General features: G+C 67.0%; 20 protein-coding genes. 13 read left to right on the top strand and 7 right to left on the bottom strand.

Annotated features, from left to right (window positions below; translation table 11 throughout):
* The first annotated feature begins 180 nt into the window (after positions 1 to 180).
* On the top strand, positions 181 to 918 hold the full coding sequence (locus M1D40_RS04615) for a TIGR03089 family protein (protein ID WP_461170360.1): 738 nt from the start codon (positions 181 to 183) through the stop codon (positions 916 to 918).
* Here the strand turns inward: M1D40_RS04615 and M1D40_RS04610 are convergent.
* On the bottom strand, positions 896 to 1,510 hold the full coding sequence (locus tag M1D40_RS04610; RefSeq protein ID WP_461170359.1) for a GtrA family protein: 615 nt from the start codon (positions 1,508 to 1,510) through the stop codon (positions 896 to 898). The genes M1D40_RS04615 and M1D40_RS04610 overlap by 23 nt on opposite strands.
* A 234-nt stretch (positions 1,511 to 1,744) precedes the next feature.
* On the opposite strand from M1D40_RS04610, the gene M1D40_RS04605 reads away from it, so the two are divergent.
* The 5 genes from M1D40_RS04605 to M1D40_RS04585 are packed head-to-tail and all read left to right on the top strand — an operon-like array spanning position 1,745 to position 6,972.
* The gene (locus M1D40_RS04605; RefSeq protein WP_461171001.1) at positions 1,745 to 2,869 is read left to right on the top strand and encodes a 5-(carboxyamino)imidazole ribonucleotide synthase; all 1,125 of its coding nucleotides are present in this window, start codon (positions 1,745 to 1,747) and stop codon (positions 2,867 to 2,869) included.
* Positions 2,866 to 3,393, top strand: a complete 528-nt coding sequence (gene purE / locus M1D40_RS04600) for a 5-(carboxyamino)imidazole ribonucleotide mutase (RefSeq protein WP_341393982.1) — start codon at positions 2,866 to 2,868, stop codon at positions 3,391 to 3,393. The genes M1D40_RS04605 and purE overlap by 4 nt, the downstream gene beginning before the upstream one ends.
* 45 nt (positions 3,394 to 3,438) lie before the next feature.
* Positions 3,439 to 5,022 carry an LCP family protein gene (locus M1D40_RS04595; RefSeq protein ID WP_341394247.1) on the top strand — a complete coding sequence of 528 codons (1,584 nt, stop codon included), beginning with the start codon at positions 3,439 to 3,441 and terminating at the stop codon, positions 5,020 to 5,022.
* 52 nt (positions 5,023 to 5,074) lie between these two features.
* On the top strand, positions 5,075 to 6,427 hold the full coding sequence (manA, locus tag M1D40_RS04590; protein ID WP_461170358.1) for a mannose-6-phosphate isomerase, class I: 1,353 nt from the start codon (positions 5,075 to 5,077) through the stop codon (positions 6,425 to 6,427).
* A gap of 2 nt (positions 6,428 to 6,429) precedes the next feature.
* Positions 6,430 to 6,972 (top strand): GNAT family N-acetyltransferase, encoded by a 543-nt coding sequence (locus M1D40_RS04585; RefSeq protein ID WP_461170357.1) that lies wholly within the window; start codon positions 6,430 to 6,432, stop codon positions 6,970 to 6,972.
* Positions 6,973 to 6,999: 27 nt separating this feature from the next.
* Here M1D40_RS04585 and M1D40_RS04580 read toward each other — a convergent pair whose 3' ends face one another.
* Entirely contained in the window at positions 7,000 to 8,028 is a 1,029-nt protein-coding gene (locus M1D40_RS04580) for a lipid II:glycine glycyltransferase FemX (protein ID WP_461170356.1), read from the bottom strand.
* A 76-nt stretch (positions 8,029 to 8,104) separates the two neighbouring features.
* Here M1D40_RS04580 and M1D40_RS04575 point away from each other — a divergent pair, with 76 nt between their 5' ends.
* Together M1D40_RS04575 and M1D40_RS04570 are read left to right on the top strand one after the other, a co-directional pair.
* Complete coding sequence (locus tag M1D40_RS04575) at positions 8,105 to 8,938, top strand: tryptophan-rich sensory protein (protein WP_341393986.1); 834 nt, start codon at positions 8,105 to 8,107, stop codon at positions 8,936 to 8,938.
* Between the two features lies 1 nt (position 8,939).
* A complete protein-coding gene (locus tag M1D40_RS04570; protein ID WP_461170355.1) occupies positions 8,940 to 10,085 on the top strand; it encodes a DNA alkylation repair protein in 1,146 nt (381 codons plus the stop codon).
* A 64-nt stretch (positions 10,086 to 10,149) separates the two neighbouring features.
* Here M1D40_RS04570 and glpX read toward each other — a convergent pair whose 3' ends face one another.
* Complete coding sequence (gene glpX / locus M1D40_RS04565) at positions 10,150 to 11,190, bottom strand: class II fructose-bisphosphatase (RefSeq protein WP_341393988.1); 1,041 nt, start codon at positions 11,188 to 11,190, stop codon at positions 10,150 to 10,152.
* 166 nt (positions 11,191 to 11,356) lie between these two features.
* On the opposite strand from glpX, the gene M1D40_RS04560 reads away from it, so the two are divergent.
* The 5 genes from M1D40_RS04560 (at position 11,357) to M1D40_RS04540 (ending at position 16,695) form a co-directional block, all read left to right on the top strand.
* Positions 11,357 to 11,950 carry a DUF4245 domain-containing protein gene (locus tag M1D40_RS04560; RefSeq protein ID WP_341393989.1) on the top strand — a complete coding sequence of 198 codons (594 nt, stop codon included), beginning with the start codon at positions 11,357 to 11,359 and terminating at the stop codon, positions 11,948 to 11,950.
* 53 nt (positions 11,951 to 12,003) lie between these two features.
* Entirely contained in the window at positions 12,004 to 12,660 is a 657-nt protein-coding gene (locus M1D40_RS04555; RefSeq protein ID WP_341393990.1) for a carbonic anhydrase, read from the top strand.
* Positions 12,661 to 12,761: 101 nt separating this feature from the next.
* Positions 12,762 to 14,183 (top strand): class II fumarate hydratase, encoded by a 1,422-nt coding sequence (locus tag M1D40_RS04550; protein WP_341393991.1) that lies wholly within the window; start codon positions 12,762 to 12,764, stop codon positions 14,181 to 14,183.
* Positions 14,184 to 14,308: 125 nt separating this feature from the next.
* On the top strand, positions 14,309 to 14,995 hold the full coding sequence (locus M1D40_RS04545; RefSeq protein WP_461170354.1) for a TetR/AcrR family transcriptional regulator: 687 nt from the start codon (positions 14,309 to 14,311) through the stop codon (positions 14,993 to 14,995).
* Complete coding sequence (locus M1D40_RS04540; RefSeq protein ID WP_461170353.1) at positions 14,992 to 16,695, top strand: MDR family MFS transporter; 1,704 nt, start codon at positions 14,992 to 14,994, stop codon at positions 16,693 to 16,695. The genes M1D40_RS04545 and M1D40_RS04540 overlap by 4 nt, the downstream gene beginning before the upstream one ends.
* 69 nt (positions 16,696 to 16,764) lie before the next feature.
* Here the strand turns inward: M1D40_RS04540 and M1D40_RS04535 are convergent, their stop codons facing one another.
* The 4 genes from M1D40_RS04535 to M1D40_RS04520 all read right to left on the bottom strand — a co-directional run bounded on the left by M1D40_RS04535 (position 16,765) and on the right by M1D40_RS04520 (position 20,251).
* Positions 16,765 to 17,235 (bottom strand): NUDIX hydrolase, encoded by a 471-nt coding sequence (locus M1D40_RS04535; RefSeq protein ID WP_461170352.1) that lies wholly within the window; start codon positions 17,233 to 17,235, stop codon positions 16,765 to 16,767.
* Between the two features lie 4 nt (positions 17,236 to 17,239).
* Positions 17,240 to 17,752 carry an A24 family peptidase gene (locus tag M1D40_RS04530; protein WP_341393995.1) on the bottom strand — a complete coding sequence of 171 codons (513 nt, stop codon included), beginning with the start codon at positions 17,750 to 17,752 and terminating at the stop codon, positions 17,240 to 17,242.
* 145 nt (positions 17,753 to 17,897) lie between these two features.
* Positions 17,898 to 19,262, bottom strand: a complete 1,365-nt coding sequence (locus tag M1D40_RS04525) for a PhoH family protein (protein WP_341393996.1) — start codon at positions 19,260 to 19,262, stop codon at positions 17,898 to 17,900.
* Positions 19,263 to 19,489: 227 nt separating this feature from the next.
* A complete protein-coding gene (locus M1D40_RS04520) occupies positions 19,490 to 20,251 on the bottom strand; it encodes an isoprenyl transferase (protein WP_341393997.1) in 762 nt (253 codons plus the stop codon).
* Positions 20,252 to 20,405: the final 154 nt, after the last annotated feature.

Raw genomic sequence — 20,405 nt, 5'->3', positions numbered from 1 at the left:
CAAGCTGTTTCGGCATCCTATAGAGTCGAGACGTCAGATCCCGGGCACGCCACGCCCGGATTTCGGCCTGTGAGACCGGCGCGTCGCAGTTGCGTCCCGGGTTTTAATTCCCGCCGGCGGATCCCTGCGAGGTCTCCCGCAGCCGGCGCAGCTCCCGCATCCACAGGAAAGAGGCCCGAAATGCCCGCAAGGATTTCCGTTCCCACCATACTGTCCACTCTGCGCACCCGGCAGGCAACCTCCCCGGCTTTGATTTGGTACGGTCCGGCATCCGAGCGGATTGAGCTCTCCGGCAAGGTGCTGGACAACTGGGTCGCGAAGACCTCCAACCTTCTGGTGGACGAGCTCGACGCCGAGCCGGGCATCCGCCTGCGGCTGGACCTTCCCCCGCATTGGAAAACGCTGGTCTGGGCTTTGGCCGCGTGGCAGACGGGCTGCACGGTGCTGGCGGGGGATGCCTCCGACGACGGCGCAGCAGCCGGGGCAGCGGACGTCACGGTGACCTCTTCGCAGGAGGTGCTCGACGCCGCGGAGGGAACCGTTGTGGCGGTGGCTCCGGGAGCGCTGGAACTTCGGTGGTCCGGCGGACTCCCGGCTGCCGCCGTGGACTACGCCGCCGAGGTGCGCAGCTATGCAGACACCTACCTGGCCGGGGAGGAGGCCGGGGAAAGCTACACCGCCCTGCACTGCGGCGGAGGGCAGGGTTTGACCCTGACCTACGCCCAGCTGGCGGAAGCAGCCGGCGGCGGGCCGCTGCAGACGCTGCTGGTTCCGGCCGCGGCGGACCTGCCCGCAGTGCTGGCCGCCGCGCTCCGTACATGGGCTGCCGGCGGCACGGTGGTGCTTGCGGCACCGGAAGTGGAGATCACCGAGCGGCTGATCGCCGCCGAGAAGATTACTGCCCGGCTGGAGGAGTAGGCTCCGCTTCCAGGCTCGAACGCCCGGAGGATGCGGCGGGCGGCGCAGCGTTGGGCGCCTCCCTGACGGTCCGGGCCGTAGCGGCGCCGGGCTTCCCGGCGCCCTTGTCGTCGAGGAGATCGTAGTCGTCCTCGAAGCCGGGCTCGTTGTCCAGCTCGTTGTTGAAGACCCAGAACCGGTAGGCAAAGAACCGCAGGATGGTGGCCACGCCAATGCCGACGACGCCGGCGAATCCGAGCCACTTGGCATCGGTGATGCCCAGCGGATACTGGGCAACCCACGTGAAACCGCTGGAAATGATAATGCCCACGCCGTTGATGATGAAGAAGAGAACCACTTCACGCGTCACGTTGGCCTGGCGCCGGCGGCGGAAGGTCCAGAAGCGGTTGGCCACCCAGGAGAAGAGAGTGGCAACCAAGGCGCTGATGACCCGTGCCTTGGTGGCGCTGCCTTCAAGGGGCCCGTGGTACAGGATCCACCACAGTCCGTTGTCCACGACGAAGGCGACAGCCCCTACGGTGCCGAATTTGGCGACTTCACGCCAGAACAGCGAAGCCAGCCCTCTAATGCGCGCAGACAGTGATGAAAACATGATCCTCCGAGGCCGTTGGTGCGCCGCCGGCCGGAATTGCCGAAGCTGGACACAGTATCCGCCGCACAGGAAACGCGGACGGTAAGGGCACAATATTACCCCCGGTTGATGGGAGCTGTCTGAGGGTGGGGGGCGAACCGCACTCCACAAAAGAGGATTTCGGTCTCTTTTCGGTAACCTAATGTCGTGAGCTTTCCTATAATTGGCGTCGTCGGCGGTGGCCAGCTGGCCCGGATGATGGCCCCGGCCGCAGTGGCCCTTGGTTTTGAACTCCGCGTCCTGGCCGAGGGCCCCGGCGTATCCGCCGTTCCCGCTGTGGCATCCGCCACTGTCGGGGACTACCGGGACCTGGACACCCTGGCCGCCTTCGCCGAGGGCGTTGACGTGCTGACGTTTGACCATGAACACGTCCCGGGCGCCCATCTGCGGTCCCTCGCCGAGGCCGGAGTGAACGTGCAGCCCTCCCCCGAGGCGCTGATCCATGCCCAGGACAAGCTGGTCATGCGCGCCGCGGTTGAAAGGCTGGGCCTGCCCAACCCGCGCTGGGCAGCGGTGGCGGGAATCGCCGACCTGGTGGACTTCGGAAAAGCGGCGGGCTGGCCGGTTGTGCTCAAAACCCCGCGCGGAGGCTATGACGGCAAGGGCGTACGGATCATCAACAACGCCGCCGAGGCTGCCGGCGCCGCCGACTGGTTCACCGGAGAACCCCTCCTGGCCGAGGAAAAAGTTCCCTTCACCCGGGAGCTCTCCGCCCTGGTTGCCCGGACCCCGGACGGCAGGGCACTCCCCTGGCCCGTGGTCCACTCCATTCAGGTGGACGGCGTGTGCGACGAAGTCATCGCCCCGGCCCAGGACCTGGACCCGGAGGTGGCAACCGCGGCGCAGGATGCTGCCCTGCGCCTGGCCGCAGAACTAGGAGTCACCGGCGTCATGGCCGTTGAGCTCTTCGAAACGCCCGGACGCGGCACCGGTTTCCTCATCAATGAGCTGGCCATGCGGCCGCACAACTCCGGCCACTGGACCATGGACGGATCGGTCACCGGCCAGTTTGAACAGCATCTGCGGGCCGTCCTGGACCTGCCGCTCGGCGCCACGGATGTCCTGGGCGGCGTCGTCGTCATGAAGAACTACCTCGGCGGTGCCAACACTGACTTATTCAGCGGCTATGCTCATGCACTGGCTGCCGAGCCGGCTGCCAAAATCCATAATTACGGCAAATCGGTCCGACCGGGCCGAAAGGTCGGGCATGTCAACGTGGTGGGACGCAGCGCTGCGGACCTGCCGGAGGTACGGCGGAGCGCTGAACACGCAGCTGCCATCCTCCGCGACGGCCTCGACCCCCAGAAGGAGAAATCATGACCAGCGCCGACACGCCACTGGTAGGACTCGTCATGGGTTCGGACTCCGATTGGCCCGTCATGGACGCCGCCGCGGCAGCCCTGGCCGAATTCAACATCCCTTATGAGGCCGACGTCGTTTCGGCCCACCGGATGCCTGTCGACATGATCGAGTACGGCCAGCAGGCCCACCGGCGCGGACTGCGCGTGATCATCGCCGGAGCCGGCGGTGCCGCTCACCTGCCCGGCATGCTGGCCGCGGTAACACCCCTTCCGGTCATCGGCGTCCCGGTGCCGCTGAAGTACCTTGACGGCATGGATTCCCTGCTCTCGATCGTGCAGATGCCCGCCGGCGTCCCCGTGGCCACCGTGTCCATCGGGGGTGCCCGCAACGCGGGCCTCCTGGCAGTGCGGATGCTCGCTTCCGGCACCGATCCGCTCGCCGCCAAACTTCAACAGCAGCTGCTCGAGTTCGCCTCGGGGCTGCGCCAAACGGCACTGGCCAAGGGCGCAAAGCTGCGCACCTCCGTCGCCGTCAGCGACTAGGGACGCGCCGTGGACCCGAGGAACGGCTATAACGACGACGCCGGAATGCTCACCGACCCGGTGCGCAACCCGCAGTCGGCTCCGTCCGGAGCACGCACCAAACGGGCCTTCATCCTGCTGCTGCTCACCCTGGTGCTTCCCGGCTCGGCACAGGTGGTGGCGGGAAACCGCATGCTCGGCCGCCGTGCCCTGCAGGTGACATTCACGGCCTGGGCCCTCATCCTGGCTGCCCTCGTCCTCGCCTTCACCAACCGCGCGCTGCTCGTGAACATTCTCACCAACGGCTGGGCATCCTTTGTCCTCATGGTCGTCCTGGCCCTGCTGGCGGCCGGCTGGGCGTTTCTGTTCCTCAACACGCTGCGCATCATCCGCCCGCCCCTGCTGGAGCGGCGGGTCCGTCCGGTGGTTGCCGGGCTGCTGGCCGTCCTGATGGTCGGCACCAGCGGCGGACTGGCCTACGGCGCGTACATGCTCAACGTCAGCCGCAGTGCGGTGGGCAGCATCTTCTCCTCCGGGCCCTCCTTTGATCCGGTGGACGGCCGGTACAACTTCCTGTTGATGGGCGGCGACGCCGGGGAGGACCGCACCGGCCTGCGCCCGGACAGCATGTCCGTGATCAGCGTTGACGCCAAGACCGGCAAGTCCATCACCTTCAGCCTTCCGCGCAACTTCCAGAACGCCCCCTTCCCCGATGACTCCCCGCTGGCCTCCGTGTATCCGGACGGGTACAACTGCGGCGACGAATGCATCCTGAACAGCCTCTACCAGACCGTGGTCGAGAACCATCCGGACCTGTACCCGGAGTCCACCGATCCCGGAGCCGAAGCCATGATGGACGCGGCGTCAGGGATTCTGGGCCTGGAGGTCCAGGCGTACGTCATCGTGGACATGGAGGGTTTCTCCACCCTGATCGATGCCATGGGCGGCATCACCATCAATGCCGGCGGCTGGGTGCCCATCACCGCCGGCGAGATACCCGGAACCAACCGGCACTACCCGCCGGACGGCTGGATTGCTCCGGGCACGCAGAAGATGGACGGGTACACGGCGCTCTGGTACGCCCGGTCCCGCGAGTTTGTCACCGACTATCACCGGATCGCCCGGCAGCAGTGCGTGCAGCAGGCCATGGTGGCGCAGCTTGATCCGGCCACTCTCCTGACCCGCTTCCAGGCCATCGCCTCGGCCGGGGAGCAGATCGTGAAGACGGACATTCCCCAGCACCAGCTGGGCAGTTTCCTCGACCTCGCCCTGAAGGCCAAGGGACAGCCGATGGAGCGCCTGACCATTGGCCCGCCGGACTTCGGCACGGCGGCGGACAACTTTGTGACCTACCCCGACTTCACGCTGATCCAGTCCCGGGTTGCCGACATGATTTCGGGCCAGGTCGCCGAACCCGCTGAAGCTCCTGCCGAAGCTCCGGCAGCAGAAGAGCCCGCGCCCGCAGACGGCGGCGACGCCGGCAACAGCACAGACATCGGAACGGAAACCGGCCCCGCCGACCAGGGAGCTGCGGAAACCGAGGAGCAGCCCGAAATCACCGAGGAGTACCTGCAGTACCTCGCCGAAATCCAGGATGACGCCACCCTGGGGGCCCTGCTGAACAACAACGGCGCGTGCAGCCCCGGATAACCCCGCCCGCCGGCACCACCGGACCGATCCCGACGCCTTCGAAAAGAGAACCATGTACCTGCTGAACAACACGCTTCGGCCCTATGCCTGGGGTTCGTTCACCGCCATGGCCGAACTGTTCGGCAGGGAACCCTCAGGCCAGCCGGAGGCCGAACTGTGGATCGGCGCCCACCCGGGTGCGCCGTCGGGCCTGGTGCCGCCCGTACCCGACGCTGATTCACTGGACCAGCTGATCGCTGCCGATCCGCACCAGATGCTGGGCCGCGAAACCGCCGAAGCGTACGGGAATGTCCTTCCCTTCCTGGCCAAGGTCCTGGCCGCCGGCGCCCCGCTGTCCCTGCAGGTGCATCCCACCCGGGAGCAGGCACGGGCCGGGTTCGCCGCGGAAGAGGCCGCCGGGCTGGACCGTTCCGCTTCCAACCGCAACTACCGGGACGAGAACCACAAACCGGAGATGATTTTCGCCCTGACGCCCTTTGAAGCGCTCTGCGGCTTCCGCGAACCGGATGAGGCCGCGCAGATCTTCCGGACGGCCGTGCAGGCGGTGCGGGCCAGCGGCGCCGAAGTGCCGGAACTGCTGTCCTGGGCAGTCAGCGAGCTCGCCAGCGGGCACGACCCGGCGGACCGGCTGCAGAGTGTTTTCCGCACGCTGATCAGCGACGGCGAAGAGGTCCGCGAAGCTGTCCGGCTGACCGCCGCTGCGCTGGCTGACTCCGCCCCGGAGGACCTGGAGCCGTTCGCGAAGGAACTGGGCACCGCCGCAGACCTGAACGCCTATTACCCGGAGGACCCGGGCGTACTGCTGTCCCTTCTGCTCAACCGTGCCTCGCTGCAGCCCGGCGACGCCGTTTACCTGCCGGCGGGCAACGTCCATGCGTACCTCAGCGGCCTCGGCATTGAAGTGATGGCGTCCTCGGACAACGTGCTGCGCGGCGGCCTGACACCCAAGCACGTTGATGTGGCCGAGCTGCTCAAGACCGTTGATTTCCGGCCGGTCAGCGTGCCCCTGCTGTCCCCGGAGCACACGCAGATGGGCCAGGAGCTCTACCGCCCGCCGTTCGGCGAGTTCCAGCTGCAGCGGATCGAGCTGGAACAGCGGGCGCAGGACACTGCCGACGGCTACTCCCCCGCCGTGTCCATGTCCGGCTCCGACGTTTCGGTGCTGCAGAACGGACCCACCCTCGTCATTGTGGTCCGCGGGACCGTGGTACTGGACTCCCCCAAGGGCGATCTGATACTGGAAACGGGCCAGAGCGCCTTCATCCCGTCAGCCGAAGCTCCGGTGATTGCCAAGCTCTCGGCGCATTCGGCCCAGCACGACGACGGCGCACTCGCCTTCGCCGTGACGGTTGGCTCTGCCGATGCTGGGCGGGCTGATTCCGCCGAGCCGCTGCCGGCCTTCTAGGCGTGCCTGCGACAACCTCCACCCTGACCGGAAACATCCGGGTTCGGCTGCTGAACCCCTCCGACGCCGAGCTGCTTGCCGCAGCATACAAACTCAACCGGGACCATCTGGCCCCCTGGGAGCCGGAGCGTCCCGAGAGCTTCTTCACCGCTGAAGGCCAGCAAGCCGTCATCGACTCCAAAATTGCCCAGCTGGACGCCGGTTCCGAGGTTCCCCGGGTGCTTCTGGAGGGGGCGGACATCATTGGCTGCGTCACGCTGACGGGCATTGTCCGCGGCCCCTTCCTCAGCTGCCACCTCGGCTACTGGATCGGCCGGGCCTACACCGGCAGGGGCATCGCTTCCGCGGCGGCAGCCTTTGCCCTTGAGACCGCCCGGACCGAGCTGGGCCTGCACCGGGTGCAGGCCGCCACGCTGACGGGCAACGCGGCGTCGCAGAAGGTCCTGCGGCGCTGCGGATTCGAAGAGATCGGGTTTGCTCCCGCCTACCTCAACATCGCCGGGTCCTGGCAGGACCACGTCCTGTATCAGCGCGTGCTGTACTGACGGCCCGGCGGGACCCGGCGGACCTGCTTACCGGCGGATCTTCGCCTTCGCGGCAGCCGCCGCACCGCGCAGCTTGCGCAGCCCGTTCTTGGCCAGCGGAAGCGCCGTCGTGAACACCGGGTAGAGCGGGGACAGCGGCTTGTCCCAGGTGCCGGCCAGCTGGTCCTCGTGCTTGGCCCAGCCCATCTTGAACTTGGACACGCCGTCATTGAGCAGGCCGTTGAAGTCGTAGCGGATGATGCCGCGTTCCTTCATGGCCTGAATCGCATGCCACTTCAGCGCGTAGTTGGCGCGCAGGTGCTCACCCTCCTCGGTCATGCCGCCGTACAGCTCAAACGCCGTGTAGCCGCTGGCAGAGAGCCAGAGGAAGGCAACGACGTCGTCCCCGCTGAAGGCGGCGTAGACCGGCGAGTCCTCGCCCAGGTTGTCGAAGATGTCCAGGTAGTAGCCGTCTTCATGGATGCCAAAGCCGGCACGCTCGGCGGTCTGCTTGTACACCGCCAGGCACTTGGGGATCTCTTCCCGGGTTACCCGGCGGTAGTCCAGCGCCTCGCGGCCGGATTTGCGGATGTACTGGCGGTGCTTCTTGGACATGTCCGCCAGCAGTTCGTCTTCGGTCCGCGAGAGGTCCAGGATCAGCGTGCGGCCAATGAGGATGGTGTTGGCGGAGGGCCGGAAGCCGGCCGCGGGCAGCCCGGCGGCGATGACGCCGTCGGCGTCCCAGTCCGGCTCAATGCTCACGGCCACGGGCGAGTGGGCAGCCTTAACGTAGTCACTGACGGCGCCCAGGACTTCCAGTTCCCGGCCCGGCGCGGACTGCGGGCCGCGGGGGATGTAGGCGAGCGCCTTGAACGGGAACGGCAGCCGCCGCAGCAGCACCTGGGCGGCACCCACCACCTTGCCGCCGTCGTCCTGGACCAGCAGCCGGTCAACGGTCCAGTTGTGCTCGGCCTTGGTTTTGCCCCAGCCCCACAACTGCTGCGGATGTCCGTTGAAATCGTTGACGGCTTCGTTCCAGCGGGCGGAATCGGAACAGGGTGTAACGCGCAGTGTCATGCTTTCCAGCCTACCGGGGGTTACGGGGCCCGCCCGCGCGCTCCCTTGTGGTCCCGGCCACTTGTTAGGCTCAACTATGACTACTTCAACCTCTGGTACCCGTTCCGCGGTCCCCGGCTCCCGAGGGTCCGACCTGCCCCGGCAGCTGACAGTCACCGTCTGCTTCATCGTCTGCATCGTGGGCTCGATGATCGGCGTCGGCGTTTTCGGCGGCACGCCCATAGCCCAGGCCGCGGGCGGAGCCCTGAACGCGGACGCCACCTACCTGGCACCGGCCAGCGGCGCGTTCTCCATCTGGTCGGTCATTTATGCCGGGCTCGGCGCGTATACCCTCTGGCAGTGGCTGCCGTCCCAGCGAGCGTCGGAACGCCAGCGCTCCCTGGGCTGGCTGGTTGCCGCGTCGCTGGTCCTGAATGCCGCCTGGATCCTGAGCGTCCAGGCAGGCTGGGTGGGGGTGAGCGTTCTAGTCATCGTGCTGCTGCTCGCCGTGCTGGCGGCATGCTTTGTCCGGTATTCGCGGACCCCGGCGGCCAACTGGATCGAGGCGGTCGCCGTCGACGGCACGCTGGGCCTTTATCTGGGCTGGGTTTCCGTTGCGACCTGCGCCAACACGGCCGCCGCACTGACCGACGCCGGGTGGAACGGCTTCGGACTCGCCCCGGAAGTCTGGTCGGTCGCGATCCTTGCAGTGGTTGCCGCACTGGGCGTGGGTCTGGCTGCCTACGGCCGCGGCCGACTGGCCCCCGCGGCGGCCCTGGCCTGGGGCCTGTCCTGGATTGCCGTGTCGCGCCTGAACGGCGAACTGCTGTCCACCGGCACCGCGGTCGCAGCCGCGGCGGCCGCCGCCGTCGTCGTCCTGGCCGCCGTCGTCTACCGGGTAACCGGCCGCAACCGGCTCCGGGCCGGATAGCGTGCCTGCCGCCGACGAGCTCCTGGGCACCGCCTCCGCGCAGGCCCTGGCCCGTGCCGTCAGCGCCGCAGTCCCGGGCGCCGCGCTCCCGGCACTGAAGGCCGCCGGGAACGGACTTCAGGGCCTGTCCCTGCGTGAGCGGGCCGATCTGCTGCGCGACGCCCTGCTGTCCGACCTCCCGGGAAGCTACGGGGAGTTCGCCCGCACCATCCGTGCCGCGGCGGCAGGCTCCGAAGACTTCACCGGCTGGCTGATCTGGCCGGTGACTTCCGCCGTCGCTGCCAAAGCGGTGGAGGCGGACGGGGCGGCGATGGCGAACAGTGCGGCGTTCGACGACGCCATGGCGCTGCTGGCCGAACTCACCGCGCGCCTGACCTCGGAGTTCGCCATCCGCACCCTGCTCCGGCATGATCTGGACCGGGCTCTTGGCATCGCTGCCGGCTGGACGGACTCCCCCGACGCGGACGTCCGCCGGCTGGCCTCGGAGGGAACCCGTCCGTACCTGCCGTGGTCCGTGCGGGTACCGGAGATCATGGCCCGCCCCGGAGTCACCGTTCCGCTGCTCGAGGCGCTGTACCGGGACGAGAGCGAGTATGTGCGCCGGTCCGTGGCCAACCACTTGAACGACCTCAGCCGCGACCACCCCGGCCTGGTGGTCGAGACCGCCCGCCGCTGGCTGGACGATCCCGCTCCGCACACGGCCGCGCTGATCCGCCATGCCCTGCGCACCCTGATCAAGCGCGGCAACCCCGAGGCGCTGGGACTTCTGGGCTTCGCGCCCGCAGCCGTCGAGATCACCGGACCTGCCCTGGACAGCACCGTGGTTCCGTTCGGAGGCAGCGTCCGCTTCACCGCCGTTATCCGCAACACCGGAAGCAAACCGGCGCGGCTGGCAGTGGACTATATCGTCCATCACTGCAAGGCCAACGGGACCCTGAGTGGAAAGACGTTCAAGCTCACCACGGCTACGCTCGCGCCGGGGCAATCCCTCACCCTGACGCGCGAGCACTCGTTCCGCCCCATTACGACCCGCCGGTATTACCCCGGACCGCACGCGGTTACTCTGCAGGTCAACGGCATGCCCTCCGATCGGGCCGAGTTTGAGCTCCGTCCGGCTGCTGCCCCGCAACCGGTTTCCGCGCCCTAGCACCCAGCAAAAAGCCCCGGAACCGATCATCGGTTCCGGGGCTTATTTTGAAGGGTATCGCAGCCTACTTCAGGCGGGCGTAGGACTCCCACTTGTGCGACTGGTGCTCGCCGTCAACCACGCGGATGGTTCCCGACTTCGAGCGCATCACGATGGACTGCGTCAGCACGCGGTCCTTCTTGTAGCGCACGCCGCGGACCAGGTCGCCGTCGGTGATGCCGGTGGCGGCAAAGTAGCAGTTGTCGCTGGTGACCAGGTCATTCGTGGTCATGACGCGGTCCAGGTCGTGGCCTGCGTCGATCGCCTTCTGCTTTTCCTCATCGGAGGTGGGCCACAGCCGGCCCTGGATGACGCCGCCGAGGGTCTTGATCGCGCAGGCGGTGATGATGCCTTCCGGCGTGCCGCCGATTCCCATCAGGGCGTCGACGTCGGTCCCCTCGCGGGCGGCAGCGATGCCGCCGGCAACGTCGCCGTCCATCAGCATCCGGGTGCGGGCACCGGCGTCGCGGATTTCCTGCACGAGCGGCTTGTGCCGGTCCCGGTCCAGGATCATCACGTTGAGCTGGTTGATCTTCTTGCCCTTGGCCTTGGCGATCAGGTGCAGGTTCTGCTTGACCGGCAGGCGGAGGTCCACCATGTCTGCGGCTTCGGGTCCGGTGATCAGCTTTTCCATGTAGAACACTGCGGAGGGATCAAACATGGTGCCGCGTTCGGCAACTGCCAGGACGGCAAGCGCATTGTTGATGCCCAGTGCCGTCAGGCGGGTCCCGTCGATCGGATCCACAGCGACGTCGCACAGGGCGCCGGTGCCGTCTCCGACGTGCTCGCCGTTGTAGAGCATGGGGGCTTCGTCTTTTTCGCCTTCGCCAATGACCACTACGCCGTTGAAGTGGACGGTGGAAATCAGGGAACGCATCGCGTCGACTGCGGCGCCGTCGGCCGCGTTCTTGTCGCCGAATCCAACCCAGTGGCCGCCGGCAATGGCTGCCGCCTCGGTCACCCGGACCAGTTCAAGCGCGAGGTTCCGGTCCGGCTCGTCATCGCCTACCGCCAGGGCGGGGGAAAGTGTGGAGTACTGAGCGCCTTTGGTCACGTCTAACCTCATCTTCGAAATGTCGCTGTAAGCCGGTTGTTGAAATACCAACAAAAGGCTGGGCCTTGTTCCGATCATAGTCTCCGTGGCCTGCGCCACCACCAATGAAAACCTATTAGGTCCGGTTCGGCAGCAGCCCAACTAGGACTTGGACCGCCGGATAGGCGATCATTGAAGGGTGAGTGAGCACCAGCAGGACCAAGAGACGCCCGTAACCCCCGTACTGACCGGCAAGCAGGCCAAGCGTGCCAACGCAACGGTGATCGGGATGCTGATTGCCACCGGCATCACGCTGCTGCTGGTCCTGGTTCCGGTGCTGCTGAATCCCGCGCCCAAACCCTTCATCAAGGACGTGGACGTCCAGCAGGTAGCTGTGCAGGCAGCCGGCGACGCCGGGTACGCCCCGCTGGCACCAGAACTGCCGGATGGCTGGACCTCCAACTACGCCCGCTGGGAAGCAACCAACAGCAGCGGAGTCCCCCTCTGGGAAGTGGGCTATCTCACTCCGAACACTGAGTTTATTCGTCTTTCACAGACCAACGCCGGCAACCCGACATGGATCGCGCAGGTGTCCGGAGATTCCATGGCTGCAGGCGAGCGGACCGCCGGCGGCAAGACCTGGGAGCTGCGCGACTCCGCCGAGGGCGAAGCCAGCATGGTCCTGGAGCATGAGGGAATCACTGTTGTGCTGACCGGCGAGGCAGACCTCGCCGAATTCGATGTGCTGGCCGAAGCAGTGGTCCGGGACCTCACCGCATCCCCGGCGCAGTAACGAAGCGCCAACGAAATACCGGCGCGGGTGATCCGGGGTCTAGGCTAAGAAGCGTGAATGAACCAGCCGCTTCAGCAATAACCCCGGCCCAGGCATGGCAGACACTGCGCGAGGGCAACGCCCGCTTTGTCGCCGGTGAGTCTTCGCATCCCAACCAGGACGCCAACAGGCGCAGCTCCCTGATCCACGAACAGAATCCGTTCGCCGTGATCTTCGGTTGCTCCGACTCCCGCCTGGCCGCCGAGATCATTTTCGACCTCGGACTCGGCGACGCCTTCGTCATCCGGACCGCAGGCCAGGTCATTGACGACGCCGTCCTCGGCTCCCTGGAGTACAGCGTCGCCACCCTCGGCGTGCCCCTGATTGTTGTCCTCGGGCACGACAGCTGCGGCGCAGTGACCGCAGCCAAGCGCACGGTGGATACCGGGGAGATGCCCGGCGGCCACATCCGCAACCTGGTGGAGCGCATTACCCCTTCCGTCCTCGCCGCCCAGCGCAACGGGTTCACCGAGGTCAACGACATGGTCGTGGAACACACCAAGCAGACCGCCGAGCAGCTGGTGGAGAGCTCCCAGATCATTTCCGCCGCCGTCGAGGAGGGCCGCACCGCCGTCATCGGCGTTTCCTACCGGCTGGCCGAAGGCGCAGCGGATCTCGTCTCCGGCTACGGCGCCCTGGTCCACCCGGCCGTTCAGCGCACCCGCAGCTAGCTCTTCCCCGGGCCGCGGGGTCCGTTTCCTCCGGCCTGGGCCCGGGCGCCCTGTGGCGGCGCGGTTTCTGCCCCGGCGCTGCGGATACTAGGCTTGGGACCATGACTTCTGACACTCCTGAATTCCGCATCGAACATGACACCATGGGCGAGGTCCGCGTCCCGGTGAATGCCCTGTACCGCGCCCAGACCCAGCGCGCCGTCGAGAACTTCCCGATCTCCGGCAAGCCGCTGGACAGCGCACACATCGAGGCCCTCGCCCGGATCAAGAAGGCAGCCGCCACCGCCAATGCCGAACTGGGAGTGCTCGACGCCGAGCGCGCCCGGGCCATCGAAAAGGCTGCCGACATGGTCGCCGGCGGCTCCCTGGATGACCAGTTCCCGATTGACGTCTTCCAGACCGGTTCGGGCACGTCCTCGAACATGAACACCAACGAGGTCCTGGCCGAGCTGGCCACCCGCACCCTCAAGGACGCCGGCAGCGACACCACCGTCCACCCGAACGACCACGTCAACGCCTCACAGTCTTCCAACGACGTCTTCCCGACGTCGGTGCACGTGGCAGCAACGTCGGCCCTGATCAACAGCCTGATCCCCGCCCTGGACCACCTGGCGCTGTCGCTGGAGCGCAAGGCCGTGGAATTCAAGGACGTCGTAAAGTCCGGCCGCACGCACCTGATGGACGCCACCCCGGTGACCATGGGCCAGGAATTCGGCGGCTACGCTGCACAGGTCCGCTACGGCATCGAGCGCGTCCAGGCCTCCCTGCCGCGCGTGGCCGAGGTTCCCCTGGGCGGCACCGCCGTCGGCACCGGCATCAACACCCCGGCCGGCTTCCCGCAGCGCGTCATCGAACTGCTGGCCGCAGACACCGGCCTGCCGCTGACCGAGGCCCGCGACCACTTCGAGGCACAGGCCAACCGCGACGCCCTCGTCGAGGTCTCCGGCATGCTGCGCACCATTGCCGTCTCCTTCTCCAAGATCGCCAACGACCTTCGCTGGATGGGCTCCGGCCCCAACACGGGCCTGGGCGAAATTGCCATCCCCGACCTGCAGCCGGGATCCTCCATCATGCCGGGCAAGGTCAATCCGGTGATTTCCGAAGCCGTAATGCAGGTTGCCGCACAGGTGGTGGGCAACGACGCCGCCATCGCCTGGGCAGGAACCTTCGGCTACTTCGAGCTCAACGTCGGCATCCCCGTCATTGCCTCAAACCTGCTCGAATCCATCCGCCTGCTGTCCAACTCCTCGCGGATCATGGCGGACAAGATGATCGACGGCATCGAAGCCAACGTCGAGCGCGCCCGCTACCTGGCCGAGGCTTCCCCGTCCATCGTGACCCCGCTGAACAAGTTCATCGGCTACGAGAACGCCGCCAAGATCGCCAAGTTCGCGGTCAAGGAAGGCAAGACCATCCGCCAGGCCGTCGAAGAGCTCGGCTACGTCGAGCGCGGCGAACTGACGGAGGAACAGCTGGACACCGCACTTGACGTGCTGTCCATGACGAAGCCGCCGCAGGCCTAGTCCCAGCACCCTTGAGGGCGTCCGGCCGCTGGCCGGGCGCCCTTTTGCGCGGCATGCCCCGCCCCGGCCGCGGACGCCCCGGGTGAAGTTTGCACTAAAACGGCAAAGGTGTAAATATTCACTCTGTGAGTAATAGTGCACCAATGGAAGCCTGCGGACTCCGCGAGCGCAAACGGACAGCCACCAAGGTTGCCATCATTACGGCTGCACGCACCCTGACGGCCGCCCGGGGCGTCAACGGCTTTACCGTCGAGGAGCTGTGCGAGAAAGTGGGCATTTCCCGGCGCACGTTCTTCAACTACTTCCCCGCTAAGGAAGACGCCATCCTCGGCTCCCCGGCGGACGAGATTCCTGCAGACCTGGCGGAGGCATTCATCGCCGGCGGATCGGACTCCGCCCCCGGGTCGGTGTCGCCGTCGCTGCTGGCGGACTTCGTTGATTTCGCCGTCGCCCTGATGGATCGCATGGCCATTTCCCGCGGGGAAATGACGGCACTCCAGAACGCGCTGGCAGCCGAGCCGCGGCTGCTGCAGAAGGCCATGCACGGTTCCCGCGAGGCTGAGGAAGCCATGGCCGCCCTGCTGTCCGCCCGCGAGGGCCTTCCCGCCGATGATCCGCTCCTCCGGGCCGCGCTGACGCTGTTCCGCTGCCTCACCGAACGCGCCGGTCCCGCCTTCTTCGAGCCCGGCAACACCCGCTCCTACCGCTCGATCCTTACCGGCTCCGTGACCGCCATGCAGGAACTCTTCGCTGCCGCCGCTCCCCTTCCAACCCTTCCCGCCTCCCCCACCTCTCCCAAGGACATGTCATGACCGCCACCGCCGCGCGTGCTTCCGAGCCGCTGCTGCTGACCCAGAAACGCATCTGGATCATTTTCTCCGCACTGATCGCAGGCATGCTGCTCGCCAGCCTGGACCAGACCATCGTGTCCACCGCCATGCCCACCATCGTGGGCGAGCTCGGCGGCGTCGAGCACCAGACCTGGATTACCACCGCCTACCTGCTGGCCACCACGATCGTGATGCCCATCTACGGCAAGTTCGGTGACGTCCTGGGCCGCCGGAACCTGTTCCTGTTTGCCATTGCCCTGTTCACCGCGGCCTCGGTCGGCTGTGCCTTTGCCACCGACTTCTGGGGCTTTGTCATCTTCCGTGCCATCCAGGGTCTGGGCGGCGGCGGTCTGATGATCCTGTCGCAGGCCATCATCGCGGACATCGTGCCGGCCAACCAGCGCGGCAAGTACCTCGGCCCGCTCGGCGGCATCTTCGGCCTTTCCGCCGTTGCCGGACCGCTGCTCGGTGGATTCTTCGTGGACCACATGACCTGGCAGTGGGCGTTCTACATCAACATCCCGATCGGCATCATTGCGTTCCTGATCGCTTTCTTCACCCTGACCCTGCCGAACAAGAAGGCCACCAAGCGCATCGACATCGGCGGCGTGGTGCTGCTGTCCATCGCCACCACCTGCCTGATCTTCTTCACCGACTTCGGCGGCCGCGACGACCACGGGTGGACCGACCCGATGACGCTGCTCTTCGGTGCCGGCATGCTCGTTGCCGCAGTCCTCTTCGTCATGGTGGAAAACCGGGTGGCAGACCCGATTATCCCGATGAGCCTCTTCAGGAACCCCATCTTCGTCAACAGCACGGCCATCGGTTTCACGCTCGGTATGGGCATGTTCGCCGCGCTGGCCTTCGTGCCGACGTTCCTGCAGATGTCCACCGGCACTTCCGCCGCCGTGTCCGGCCTTCTGATGCTGCCCATGATGGTGGGCATGATGGGCACCTCGATCTACTCGGGCCTGGCCATCACGAAGCACGGCACCTACAGGAAGTACCCGATCATGGGTGCCTCTCTGGTCATCCTTGCCATGCTGTGGATGACCAGCCTCTCCGCGGAAACCCCGGTCTGGGTCATCTGCGCGCAGCTGTTTGTCTTCGGTGCCGGGCTCGGCTACATCATGCAGGTAGTGGTCCTGGTGGTGCAGAACTCCGTCCCGGTGGATCAGATCGGCACCGCCACCTCGTCCAACAACTACTTCCGCGAAGTCGGCGCGTCCCTGGGCGTGGCCATCTTCGGTGCCATGTTCACCTCGCGGCTCTCCGAAAACCTGATGGAGGTCTTCACCAAGGCCGGGTTCGATCCGGCCGCCGCCGGCGAAGCCACTGCCACCATCCAGCCGTCGGTCATGAATGACCTGCCCGAACCCGTGCGGGACGGAATTGTCACAGCCTACGCCGACTCCCTGGCACCGGTGTTCTGGTACCTCATTCCGTTCCTCGTCATCGCCCTGGTGCTGGCATGCTTCCTGAAGCAGATCCCGCTCTCGGACGTCGCCGGCATGGTAGCCCGCGGCGAAGCGGTGGGCGGGCCGGAGGCCGACCGCCTTGAGGCGGAGCGGCTTGCGGGCGGAAAAAGCCCGGCAGCCGCCGCCGCGGCCGCAGACACCCCGCCGTCGGCCGAAGATCCCGGCAGCGCTCCGGCGCCGCGCAGCACCGACGCCGGCAGCTAGCCCGTCCCGGACCTGCCCGCTGAAGGGCACAGGCCCCGTCTTCCGGCCGGAGGACGGGGCCTGTGCTGTTCAGCGCTCGAAATAGGGGACGCCGTCGGCCTCCAGCGCCAGCTTCAGCAGCATGGTGTGGCGGTCGCTGAGCGGAGGGAGCCGGTCCAGGTCAAACCAGGCGACGTCGGTGGACTCGTCGTCGTTGACGCGCGCCCGGCCGTCCACGTACCGGCAGCGGAAGGCCACGTTGAGGAAGGTGCACCGGTCCCCGTTGGGGAACGTGATGGGACCGTGCGAGCCCACGTGGATGAGGTGCTCGATTTCGGCCGTGACGCCCGTCTCCTCCTGGACTTCCCGCAGGGTTCCGGCGGCCGGCTCCTCCCCCGGGTCCAGCATTCCGGTGACCAGCGTCCACCGGCCGTCGTCAGCACGGCGCACCAGCAGCACCTGCTGCTCGCTGTTGAAGACAACACCGGTGATGCCCGGAAGCCACAGCAGGCCATGGCCGATCTTTTCGCGCAGGGACAGGACAAAATCGGGGGTGGGCATGTTTCTACTGTAGGCCAGGCAGGGCCATTGCCAGGGCGGCGCCGCCGAGCATGAACGGGCCGAACGCGATGGCCGTTTTGGCGGTGCCGCGCCGCGAGAGGATCAGCCACAGCCCCCACACTCCGCCCAGCAGGAACGCGGCGCACGTCCCGGCCAGCACGTACGGCCAGCCGGCGAAGCCCAGATAGAGCCCCAGCACCCCCGCCAGTTTGACGTCCCCGAAACCGAGTCCCGAAGGGTTGCCGAAGCGCAGCAGGAAATACGCGCTCCAGAGCACGACGCCGGCCAGCACCATCGCACCGATGCGCCCCGGGTCCCCGGCGGCGAGGGCTGCCGTGCCCAGCAGCAGTGCGGACACAGGATAGGCCGGCAGCACCAGCCTGTTGGGCAGCCGGTGCGTCGCTGCGTCCACCACGGTGAGCCGCACGGCCAGCACCAGGAAATACGCCGTTGCGGCACACAGCACCCAGAACGCCGGGCCGTCCAGCAGCCGGTACTCCCCCAGGATCCCCACCATGGGGAACACGGTACGCCACCGGTCGCTTTGCCGGCGCCGGGCTGCCCGGCACTGTGGATAACCCCGCCGAATCGGCGCTTCCCCGGGGGACGGCGCCCTCGGGGTTGCTGCTACGGCAGGATGTAGCGGACCGAAGACGGGCAGCTCAGCCGATCTGCCCGTCTTCCAGCAGCTCGGTCACCAGCGCAGCGATGGGCGAGCGTTCGGACCGGGTCAGCGTGATGTGCCCGAACAGCGGATGCCCCTTGAGCGTTTCGACCACGGCGGCCACCCCGTCATGGCGCCCCACCCGCAGGTTGTCGCGCTGCGCGACGTCGTGGGTAAGGATCACCCTCGAGTTCTGCCCGATCCGGGACAGGACGGTCAGCAGCACGTTCTTCTCCAGCGACTGCGCCTCATCCACGATCACGAACGAATCGTGCAGGGAGCGGCCGCGGATGTGGGTCAGGGGAAGAACCTCCAGCATGCCCCGGTCCAGGACCTCCTCCAGCACCTCCTTGGAGACCAGGGCTTCCAGCGTGTCGAAGACCGCCTGGCCCCACGGCCCCATTTTCTCCGCCTCCGTGCCCGGCAGGTAACCCAGCTCCTGGCCGCCGACTGCGTACAGCGGACGGAACACCACCACTTTGCGGTGCTCGCGGCGCTCCAGCACCGCTTCCAGCCCCGCGCAGAGTGCCAGCGCCGACTTGCCCGTGCCCGCTCTGCCGCCCAGCGAAACAATGCCGACGTCGGAATCCATCAGCAGGTCAATGGCGAGCCGCTGCTCGGCGGAGCGGCCATGCAGCCCAAAGACGTCACGGTCCCCGCGCACCAGGCGCACCTGTTTGTCCGTTCCCACCCGCCCCAGCGCCGACCCGCGACTGGAAAGCAGAACGACCCCGGTGTTCACCGGCTGCTCCGCGGCCGACGGGATGAACACCGGGCGGTGCTCGTACAGGGCGTCGACGTCGGCTTCGGCCACGTCCAGTTCGACGACGCCGGTCCAGCCACTGTCGCGGACCAGATCGCTGCGGTATTCATCGGCCTTCAGACCCACTGCCGAGGCCTTCACCCGCATCGGCAGATCCTTGGACACCAGGGTGATGTTCCGCCCCTCGTCCGCCAAGCTCCGCGCCACGGCAAGGATCCGGCTGTCATTGTCGGTGCCGCGGATGCCGGCGGGAAGGACGTCCACCGAGATGTGGTTCAGCTCCACGCGCAGGGTGCCGCCGGATTCGCCCAGCGGAATGGGTGCGCTGAGTCCCCCGTGTTCGATACGCAGGTCATCGAGCAGGCGCAGCGCGGTCCGGGCAAAGTACCCCAGTTCAGGATCGTGGCGTTTCTTCTCGAGTTCGGTAATGACCACCAGCGGAACAATCACCTCGTGTTCGGCAAACCGCAGGATCGCCTTGGGGTCCGAGAGCAGGACTGAAGTGTCCAGCACGTAGGCCTCGGGGCGGCCGTCGGACGCCGGCGCTGCGGCGGCCGCACCGGTGTCGGCAGAGGTTCGCGGGGAGGAATGGATAGCCACGGGAAACTCCAGTCAGGGGCGGTGCCCCGGATAGCTGGGCGGGGAGATCCGCAGACCGGGGAAGGCGGAACTGAGCCTTCCTGCACCGTATTCTGTGCACATCCGGCCTCCGGTTCCATCAGCGGGTCGCTGATCAATAGCACCAAGGTACGCCGGGGAAGCCCTGCGCCGCAGCAGGACACGGGCGGGTTTTATCCCGTTCACGGCGAGTTTGCCTGCTGTTCGGTTCAGGAACCGAAGCGGCGCTGCCGGCTGCCGTAGTCACGCAGGGCGCGCAGGAAATCCACCCGGCGGAAATCAGGCCAGAGCGCCTCGCAGAAATAGAACTCGCTGTACGCGCTCTGCCACATCAGGAACCCGGAGAGCCGCTGCTCGCCGGAGGTGCGGATGACCAGCTCCGGATCGGGCTGGCCCCGGGTGTAGAGGTACTCGGAGATCTGGGTGTCGCAGAGCTCTTCCGTGATTTCGGCGATGGATTTGCCGTGTGCGGCGGCGTCATGGAGGAGTTCCTTGACCGCGTCGACGATTTCCCGCCTGCCTCCGTAACCGATGGCTACATTGACGTGCAGTCCGCTCGCGCCGCTGGTGCTGGTTCCGAGGTCATTGAGCTTCGCGGCCAGGTTGGGCGGCAGGATGTCCAGGGCGCCGACGGCGTTGACCCGGATGTCACCCTTCTCGCCGAGCCGGTCCAGCGTGTTGCCGATGATGTCCAGCAGCGGATCCAGTTCATCGGCGTCCCGGTTCAGGTTGTCTGTCGAGAGCATGTACAGCGTTACCCGCCGCACGCCCAGTTCCTGGCACCAGCCCAGGAATTCCAGGATCTTGTCCGCGCCGGCCTGGTGTCCGTCGCTGGTGGGCGCGCCGGCCAGTTTCGCCCAGCGCCGGTTGCCGTCCACCATGACGCCGATGTGCCCGGGGATGCGGTCGCGAGCCAGGCTGCGGCGCAGCTTGCGCTCGTAGTAGGCATATACAACGCCCGGAAACCTCATGCGGAGCCGCACCTGCCTTGTCCTGTGTGCCGGAGAAAACGTCTCCGCGGTGGTGGGAGGCGCACTAAAAAGTGTATTCCCAAAAAGCGGCAGGCTCTTCCGGCCGTCCGGCGCGGCGCCTCCGGCCCGGCCGGTGCGGGCAGAACTGCCCTTG

Source organism: Arthrobacter sp. Z1-15 (assembly GCF_054792395.1).
Note: the sequence above shows the minus strand (reverse complement) of the source record. Positions and strands in the feature narration are given on the sequence as shown.